The sequence below is a fragment of the Zoogloea sp. genome (assembly GCF_030157465.1).
GTDB lineage: Bacteria > Pseudomonadota > Gammaproteobacteria > Burkholderiales > Rhodocyclaceae > Zoogloea.
Window position 1 is genome coordinate 1 of sequence record NZ_JAOAUU010000146.1, and the last position, 9,396, is coordinate 9,396.

Below are 9,396 nucleotides of genomic sequence, written 5' to 3' on the forward strand. Positions count from 1 at the left end.
GCCATCGCGAGGTTGGCGATGCCCATCACCATCGTCGAGCCCTGGCTGTGCTCGGTGACGCCGAGTCCGTAGTAAATCGCCCCGTTGCCCGCAGCGGCATAAAGACGGGCCGCGGCGCGGATCGCCTCGGCAGGCACCCCCGTGATGCCGGCGACGACGTCGGGGCTGTTCTCGGGCTGCAGCACAAAATTGCGCCACGCGGCAAAGGCTTCCGGCTCGCAGCGACTGGCCACGAAATCCTCATCGACCAGCCCTTCGCTGACGATGACGTGCGCCAGCGCGTTGATCATCGCCACATTGGTGCCGGGCCGAAGGGCCAGGTGATGGGCGGCGGCCACGTGGGGCGTGCGCACCAGATCGATGGCGCGCGGGTCGATGACGATCAGGCGCGCCCCTTCGCGCAGGCGCCGCTTGAGCAGCGAACCGAACACCGGATGGCCATCGGTGGGGTTGGCGCCGATCACGACGATCACGTCGGCCGACAGCACCGATTCAAAATCCTGCGTGCCGGCCGATTCGCCCAGGGTTTGCTTGAGGCCGTAGCCCGTGGGCGAATGGCAGACCCGGGCGCAGGTATCGACGTTGTTGTTGCCGAAGGCGGTGCGCACCAGTTTCTGCACCAGATAGGTTTCCTCGTTGGTGCAGCGGGACGAGGTGATGCCGCCCACCGCAAGCCGGCCGTACCTGGCCTGGATGCGTTTGAACTCGCTGGCGGCGTAGGCCAGCGCTTCGTCCCACGACACTTCGCGCCAGGGGGCATCGATGCTGGCGCGGATCATCGGCGTCCTGATGCGGTCGGGGTGGGTTGCGTAGCCCCACGCAAAACGGCCTTTCACGCAGGCGTGGCCGGCGTTGGCGCCGCCGGATTTATCCGGAACCATGCGCACCACCTCGCTGCCCTTGACCTCGGCGCGAAAGCTGCAGCCCACGCCGCAATAGGCGCAGGTGGTGATCACGCTCGTTTGGGCCTGGCCGGCCTCGATCAGGGATTTTTCAGTGAGCGTGGCGGTCGGGCAGGCCGCCACGCAGGCGCCGCAAGACACGCATTCCGAGCCCAGAAAAGTTTCCCCGGCGCCGGCCGTCACCTTCGAGTCGAAACCGCGGCCGGCAATGGTCAGCGCAAACGTGCCCTGCACTTCCTCGCAGGCCCGCACGCAGCGGCTGCACACGATGCACTTGGCCGGCTCGAAGCTGAAATAGGGGTTGGATTCATCCTTCGGCGCGGCGTGGGCGGCGTCGAAGTGATTGTCTCCGGCGAGGCCATAGCGCACCTCCCGCAGGCCGACGACGCCGGCCATGTCCTGCAACTCGCAGTTGCCGTTGGCCGAGCAGGTGAGGCAATCGAGGGGGTGGTCGGAAATGTAGAGTTCCATCACGCCCCGGCGCAGCCTGGCAAGGTGGGGCGACTGGGTGCTCACCTTCATGCCCTCCTCCACCGGCGTCGTGCATGAGGCCGGATAGCCGCGACGGCCTTCCACCTGCACCAGGCACAGGCGGCACGAGCCAAAGGCTTCGAGCTGATCGGTCGCACACAGCTTGGGGATCGGGATGCCGGCTTCAAGGGCGGCGCGCATCACCGAACTGCCCGCCGGCGCGCTGACCTGACGGCCATCGATGAGCAGCGAAACCCGGCTGCCGGAGTCGCTGGCGGGCGTACCGAAATCAGACTGACACTGACAGGCCACGGCAGCGCTCCTTATTTGTCGGCAAGGCCGAAATCGGCCGGAAAATGCTTGAGCGCAGAAAGCACCGGATACGGCGTCATGCCGCCCATGGCACACAGCGAGCCGTCGATCATCAGGGTGCACAGGTCTTCGAGCAGCGGCAGGTTGGTGCCGTGATCCTCGCCGGCGAGGATACGGTCGATGACCTCGACGCCACGGGTCGAGCCGATGCGGCACGGGGTACATTTTCCGCAGGATTCGGCGGCGCAGAATTCCATCGCAAAACGGGCCATGCGACCCATGTCCACCGTGTCGTCGAACACCACCAGCCCGCCGTGGCCAAGCATCGCACCGCGGGCGGCAAAGGCTTCGTAATCGAGGGGCAGATCGAAATCCTGCGCCGGCACATAGGCGCCCAGCGGGCCGCCCACCTGCACCGCACGGATCGGCCGCCCGCTGGCGGTGCCCCCGCCAAAATCATTCAGCAACTCGTCGAGTGTCAGTCCGAAGGCCTTTTCGACCAGCCCGCCGCAGAGCACGTTGCCGGCCAGCTGGAAAGGCAGCGTGCCCCGCGAGCGGCCCATGCCGTAGTCCCGGTAAAAGGCGGCTCCCCTGGCGAGAATGATCGGCACGCTGGCCAGGGTGATCAGGTTGTTGATCACCGTCGGCTTGCCGAACAGGCCCTTGATTGCCGGCAGCGGCGGCTTGGCGCGCACCTGGCCGCGCCGGCCCTCGATGCTTTCGAGCAGCGCGGTTTCTTCGCCGCAGATGTAGGCGCCGCCACCAAGGCGCGCTTCGATGTCGAAGGCGCGGCCGGAGCCGAGCACGTCGTCGCCGAGCAGGCCGGCTTCACGGGCCCGCAGGATCGCGGCATTGAGCGTTTTCCAAGCATGGGGGTATTCGGAGCGCAGGTAGATGTAGCCCTTGCGGGCGCCCACCGCGAGCCCGGCGATGAGCATGCCTTCGATGAGGCAGAAGGGGTCGCCTTCAAGCAGCAGGCGGTCGGAAAAGGTGCCCGAATCGCCTTCGTCGGCGTTGCACACCACGTACTTCTCGTCACCGGCGGCGGCCAGCACCGTCTGCCACTTGATGCCGGCCGGAAAGGCCGCGCCGCCCCGACCGCGCAGGCCCGATTCGGTGACGGCCGCGACGATTTCGCCGGGCGTGAGCGACAGCGCAACCCGGAGCCCCGCGAAACCGCCGTGGGCGGTGTAATCGGCCAGCGACAGCGGATCGGTGACGCCGACGCGGGCAAAGGTGAGCCGCTCCTGCTTCTTGAGATACGGAATCTCGTCGGTGAGCCCCAGGGCCAGAGGATGATCCGCGCCGGCAAGAAAGCCCGCATCCAGCAGGCCAGGCACGTCCGCCACCGTCACCGGCCCGTAGGCCACGCGGCCGGCAGGCGTCGCCACTTCAACCAGCGGCTCGAGCCATGACAGGCCGCGGGAGCCGTTTCTCACCAGTTCGATGGCACTGCCGCGGGCGGCGGCCTGGGCGGCAATGGCAAGGGCGACTTCTCCGGCGCCCACCGCCAGGGCCGACGAATCGGCGGGTACAAAAACGCGAACCGTCATGCCAAGTCCTCCTGCAAAGCCACCAGCAAGGCATCGAAGCGGCTTGCGTCAACCCGCCCGACGATTTCGTCGCCCACCCGCAGCGACGGCCCGCAGGCACAGTTTCCGAGGCAATACACCGGTTCGAGGCTGATCACGCCGTCGGCGGAGGTTTCGTGGAAACCGATGCCGAGCCGGGCCCGGACGTGGGCCTCCAGCGCTGCGCTGCCCCGCGCCTGGCAGGCCTCGGCGCGACACAGCTGGAGCACGTGGCGCCCCGGCTGCACGCTGCGCAAGTGCGGGTAGAAACTGATCACGCCATGAACCTCGGCCCTCGAGAGATTCAGCGCCCGGGCAAGCGGCTCCGTGGCTTCCGGCGGCACCCAGCCCAGCTCATCCTGGATGGAATGGAGAATCGGCAACAGCGAATCCTGTCGCGGCGGGTGGGCGGCGATCAGGCGATGGAGGAGTTCTGAACGGGTCATGACAAGCTCGTCCGGGCGCTGCGGGCGGGCAGCGGGATTGATCGGGGCTACGGCGTAAACAGCGGTGAAGATACTACCCGTGGCGGCTGCGCGACGGTGTCAACTTCATGCACCGGCCCGCCGGCGCAGCCACTTGTCTGGACGCCTGCCTGCGCGAAACCTCCAGCCACCGGATCAGCGACTCGTAGAAATTGTCAGGGTCGATGGGCTTGGGGATGTGGTCGTTCATGCCGGCGGCAAGGCAGGCCTGCCGGGCTATTTCGATGGCCTGGACGCCGTCCTCCAGCAGGCACAGCGAAACCTCCTGGTTGATCGGCTCGTCCTCGACCAGCAACAGGCAGGCGCCGGCGTAAGCGGCCCTGGGTGCAGCCCTTTTCGGCCTAGCCCTCCATCAGGCCCGACACCCGCAGCACCCGCCGCTCCACCGCTCTTTCAAGCACCAGCGAGCCGGCCGCATCGGCCAGCGTGAACCAGCGTTTGGCCCGCGTAATGCCGGTGTAGACCAGCTCCCGCGTGAGGATGGGGTTGAGCTTGTCCGGCAGCAAAAGCGCGCAGTGGGCAAATTCCGAACCCTGGGATTTGTGCACCGTCAGCGCGTACACGGTTTCCACCGCCTGCAGGCGGCTGGGCTGCACCCATTTGATGCCGCCCCTGCCGTCGCCCGCCGGAAAGGCCACCCGGAGCGGGCCGGAGCCGGTGGCGACGGGCAGCTCGAAAGTGATGCCGATGTCGCCGTTCATCAGCCCGAGGCCGTAGTCGTTGCGGGTGACGAGCACCGGCCGGCCGGCGTACCAGCCTTCCGCCGCAGGAATCAGGCCGCTTTCGCGAAGCCAGCCGGCGATGCGCGGGTTGAGGCCTTCGACGCCCCAGGGGCCGCGGCGCAAGGCGCACAAGAGCTGAAACTGGCCGTGGGCGGCCAGCACGCCGCGCGCCCAGTCGTCGATGGCGGCCTGTGAGGCGCCGGCCTGGGGGCGCGTGACTTCGAGGGTGTGCAGGTAGTGGCGGTAGCCGCGTGGCGGCGCTTCGCCGTGCGGAATCCGGCGCGGCGTGCCGCTCTCGCCATCGACAACGAGGCGCCGCAACGCGCGCTCGCCCTCGTCGCCGAGCGCCACGCGGGCCAGGTCGGCATAGCCGTGGCCAAGGGCTTTGCGCACGGCATCCACGCTGCCGGCATTGACCGCCGCCGCAAGCTGGCCGATGCCGCTGTCGCCGCTGAAGCGGTGGCTGTGGCGCAGCATGGCCACGGCCTGGTCGAGGGGCGTGCCGGCGGGGTCGGTGAGGCGGGCGTCGATCGCCTGGCCCGTGATGGCGGCGAGCCAAGCGGCGGTGTCCGGCGTGTAGTGCCCCTGCTGGGCGCGGCGGCACAGCTCGCCGAGCACGGCGCCGGCTTCGACCGACGCGAGCTGGTCCTTGTCGCCCAGCAGCACGAGGCGCGCTCCGGTTGGCAGGGCCGCGAGCACGGCGGCCATCATTTCGAGGTCGACCATCGAGGCCTCGTCCACCACCAGCACATCCACCGGCAAGGGGTTGCCCGCGTGGTGTCGGAAGTGACGGGTGTCAGGGCGGCTGCCGAGCAGGCGGTGGAGGGTCGTCACGTCCACCGGAATGGCCGCGCGGACGGCGTCGGGATCGGGCAGGCCGTCCAGCGGCAGCCTCGCGACGGCGCCGGCGATGGATTCGTTGAGCCGTGCCGCCGCCTTGCCAGTGGGCGCGGCGAGGCGGATGCGCAGCGGACGGGCCGGAGTGCCGGCCAGCGCGAGCGCCTGCAGCACGGCGAGCAGGCGCACGACGGTGGTTGTCTTGCCGGTGCCCGGGCCGCCGGTGACCACGCCAAAGGCGCTGCGGGCGGCCAGCGCGCAGGCCAGCTTCTGCCAGTCCGGGCCGGGAAGATTGGCTGCCGGCGGAAACAGCACATCCAGCGCTGCGCGCAGGGCATCGGCCGGCAAATCCGGCGCCGTGGCCAGGCGGGCGTCGATGCCGGCGCGCACCGATTGTTCGTATTGCCAGTAGCGGCGCAGGTAAACCCGCTGGCCGATGCACACCAGCGGCGTCTCCCCGGCCCCGCTGGCAACCAGTTGCGGGTGCACCAGGGCGGCCTGCCAGGTGGCGAGACCGAGGCCGTCGAGCACCGCGGCAGGCAGCGGCGGAACCTCACCGGCGCCGGATTCGCCCCCTTCAGGCGGCAGTGACAGCGCAAAACCGGGGTCCCGCAGGGTGTCGGCCAGATCGAGGCAGGCGTGGCCGCGACCAAGCTGATGGCTGGCCAGCGCCGCGGCGAGGATCAACAGCGGCGGTGCGTCATGCACTTCGCGCACCAGGAAGGCGGCAAACGCCGCATCGAGCGCCCGCAGCCAGCCGAATTGCACCCAGCGGTCGATGAGGGCGAGCATGGCCGCCGAGTCGGAGGGAAAGGCTGGGTTCATGCGGCCTCCGTGGTTTTGGCGCGGGTAAACAGGTGGTCGAGGGATTCGATGAGCGCGCGGGGCGGGCGTTCGGCGTGAAGGCCGCGGCTTGGCGCGTGGGCGCCACGCAGGAAAAGATAGAGCGCGCCGCCCATGTGCCGGTCGTAATCGTAATCGGGCAGGCGCAGCTTGAGCAGGCGATGGAGGGCCAGCAGGTAGAGCACGTATTGCAGCTCGTAGCGCTTGGAGAGGATTTCATCCTGCATGGCGGCCGCCGTGTAGGCGGCGTCGTCCGGGCCGAGCCAGTTGGATTTGTAGTCGATGACGTAATAACGCCCGTCGTGTTCGACAACCAGATCGATGAAGCCCTTGAGCATGCCGTTGAGCTGACCGGGCTTGAGCGGCGGACGCTCGAGGCCGCCGCAGGTGTGGCGGCGCACCAGGGCGTCGAGGACGGTGAGATCCAGATCATGCACGGCGATCCAGAATTCCATTTCGGCCACCAGGCTGGAAGCACCGGCAAGCGCAAACGGCGCTAGCCCTTCGGCGCCCATAGGTAGCTGCAGAAAATCCTGCATCCAGCGGCACAAGGGTTCGATCCAGGCTTCCCAGCCACGCACCGCACAGCGCCGGGCGACGGCGTCACGCAGCAGGCCGGGTGATTCGAGCAGTCGGCCAAAGCCCTGGGCGGCGGCCCATTCGAGGAGTTCGTGGAGAAAAGTGCCCACCGCCGCGCCGCGGGGAAAACCATGCAGCGGCCCCAGCGACGGCCCGGCCGGGGTGTCAGCGACCGGCGTCGCGGCAATGTCGTGGGCTGCGGCCGCTTCGCGGAAAACGTCCTCGGCCGGGGTGTCGGCACCGGGTTCGGCGCCCGCCTCGGCTGCGGCGGTGTGCAGGGCCGAATAGCTGGCGATCCACCAGTTTTCGCGCACCGTGCGCAGCGGGCTGCGGGCGGCGCCTTCGATCACGGCATGGTCGTGGGCGACGTAGGGCTCGGCGGTGACCTGCGGCGCGTCGATCACGGCGATTTCGGCGCAGTCTGCGGCCAGCGCTGCGACGCCGGCGGCAAGGCCATCGCCGATCAGGTAGCCGAAGGCGCTGCGCTCCAGCCTGTCGACGGGTGCGGCGCCGATCCAGGTGGCGTAGCGGGCGCGGGTGAGCGCGACGTAGAACTTGCGCAGGTCTTCGCCAAGGCGTTCGTGGTCGGCCCGCTCGAGCAGCGTGCCGTCGTCGGCCAGGGCCAGCTGAAGATGGCCGGATTCATCGTGCCACTTGAGCGGCAGGTCGGTGGATTTGGTGGCGCGAAAGGCGCAGGCAAAAGGCAGAAAAACCAGCGGATATTCGAGGCCCTTGGATTTGTGCACGGTAACCACCTGCACCAGGTTGGCGTCGCTCTCGAGGCGGATCTGACGGGCGTCGCCGGTGCCTTCCTCGCGGCGCTGCTCGGCCAAGTGGCGGATCAGCGCGTGTTCGCCATCGAGCAGGCTGCTGGCCTGCTGCAGCAGTTCGGCCAGGTGCAGCAGGTCGGTGAGGCTGCGCTCGCCCGCACCGCCGCCGGCCAGCAGGCGGGCCGGCACCCGGAAATCGTTGAGCAGGCGGCGCAGCATGGGCAGCACGCCCTGGCGACGCCAGCAGTCCCGGTAGGCGCGAAACTGCAGCACGTAATCATCCCAGGCGATTTCGTCGTGGTTGAGCCGGTCGAGAGCCGCCCAGTCGAGGCCGAGGGTGGGCGTTGCCAGCGCGGCGCGCAGGGCGCGGCCATCGTCCGGCTCGGCACAGGCGGCGAGCCAGTGCTGAAGCTCGACGGCTTCGGGGCGACGGAAGACGGAATCCTTTTCCGAGAGATAAACACTGCGCACGCCGCGGCGGGAGAGCGCAGCGCGAAGGGTGTCGGCTTCGTTGCGGTTGTTGACCAGCACCGCCAGGTCGGCCGGGCGCAGGGGCCGAAGGGCTCCCTCAGCGGCGAATCCCGCCTCGCCCCGCTGGCCCAGGTTAAGCAGGCGCACCATTTCGGTGGCGCAGATGTCGGCCATGGTTTCGAGGTAGGCGCCCTTGGCGAGGGCCTTGCCGTCGTCAGGCGGCGGCAAGCACCAGACGCTCAGGGCCGGGAGGGGCGCACCGTTTGCGTGGAGCGCGTCCTTGCGCCCCTTGGCCTCGGCGGCAAAGAAGGGAACCGGGTTGCCGGCCGGCGTGCGAAACAGGAAGGCGCCCTCGCCCGCCTGACGGCTTTCGGCCAGCGCGAAGCAGCGGTTGGTGGCCGCCACCATGGCATCGGTCGAACGAAAGTTGCGGCGCAGGGTGTAGTGGCGCCCGGCAGTGGCGGCACGGGCGGCAAGATAGGTGTAGATGTCGGCGCCGCGGAAGGCGTAGATCGCCTGCTTGGGGTCGCCGATCAGCACCAGCGCGCCGGCCTCGTTGTTGTCGGCGATGCGGTAGATGGTGTCAAAGATGCGGTACTGGACGGCATCGGTATCCTGGAATTCGTCGATCAGCGCCACCGGATACTGGGCGCGGATCACCTCGGCGAGGCGCGTGGCGTTGGGGCCGGAAAGCGCGGCATCGAGGCGGGTGAGCAGATCATTGAAGCCCATCTGGGCACGCCGCGCCTGCTCGTCGGCAAAGCGCCCGGCCACCCAGCGGGCGGCATGGCGCAGCACGTCGTGGCGGGCGTCGGGCAGCGTGGCCAGTTCGTCGGCCATCCGGCGCATGGCGGCAAGGGCCGGGTGATCCGGCAGCGGGGCTTCGGGCTTCCAGACTTCGGCAAGGCCTTCGGGGCTCAGGCGGCTCCACGCGGCTTCGCTCAGCGCTGGCGAGATCTGCGCGGCGTCGTCGCGCCAGGCCTTGATGGCGGTCAGCCAGGCATCGTAGTTGTTCTTCTTGAGCTTGCTTCCGTTGAAGAGCTTCTTGTCGCGGGCGGCATCGAGCAGCGCCTGCAACTCGTCCAGCCAGGTTTGCCACGGGGCTTTAAGGGCCGCGATGCGGCGCTGCGTCTCGAGCCGGATTGTCTCCATGGCAGCGGCCGGCGCGGCCACTGCGGGCAACATGTCCACGTGACTCAGCAGGTTTTTCAGGTCGCCCTGAAGGGCTTCGGGCGAGGCCCACCAGTCGATGACCTGGCGCGCGCCAGGCGGGTCCAGTGGATACATGAAGCTGCGCCAGTAGTCGCGCACGACTTCGGCGAGCAGTTCGTCCTGGTCGGTTTCGAGACGCTGGGTGAACAGGCTGTCGCTGTCGAACGCGTGCTCGCGCAGCATGCGGTTGCACCAGCCGTGAATCGTGGATACGGCGGCCT

6 protein-coding genes are annotated in these 9,396 nt (G+C 68.8%); all 6 read right to left on the reverse strand.

The features are described from left to right. Positions 1-1,685: molybdopterin-dependent oxidoreductase (locus Q1W26_RS17870; RefSeq protein ID WP_300442929.1), on the reverse strand; the 1,685-nt coding region annotated here is incomplete at its 3' end. An 11-nt stretch (positions 1,686-1,696) separates the two neighbouring features. Further along, a complete protein-coding gene (locus Q1W26_RS17875) occupies positions 1,697-3,238 on the reverse strand; it encodes an NADH-quinone oxidoreductase subunit NuoF (RefSeq protein WP_300442931.1) in 1,542 nt (513 codons plus the stop codon). Beyond that, positions 3,235-3,702 carry a formate dehydrogenase subunit gamma gene (locus tag Q1W26_RS17880; RefSeq protein ID WP_300442933.1) on the reverse strand — a complete coding sequence of 156 codons (468 nt, stop codon included), beginning with the start codon at positions 3,700-3,702 and terminating at the stop codon, positions 3,235-3,237. The genes Q1W26_RS17875 and Q1W26_RS17880 overlap by 4 nt, the downstream gene beginning before the upstream one ends. Before the next feature lie 73 nt (positions 3,703-3,775). Next, complete coding sequence (locus Q1W26_RS17885) at positions 3,776-4,036, reverse strand: hypothetical protein (protein WP_300442935.1); 261 nt, start codon at positions 4,034-4,036, stop codon at positions 3,776-3,778. Between the two features lie 46 nt (positions 4,037-4,082). Next, entirely contained in the window at positions 4,083-6,125 is a 2,043-nt protein-coding gene (recD, locus tag Q1W26_RS17890) for an exodeoxyribonuclease V subunit alpha (protein ID WP_300442937.1), read from the reverse strand. Beyond that, the coding region (recB, locus tag Q1W26_RS17895; protein WP_300442938.1) for an exodeoxyribonuclease V subunit beta at positions 6,122-9,396 on the reverse strand (3,275 nt) is incomplete at its 5' end. The genes recB and recD, both read right to left, overlap by 4 nt.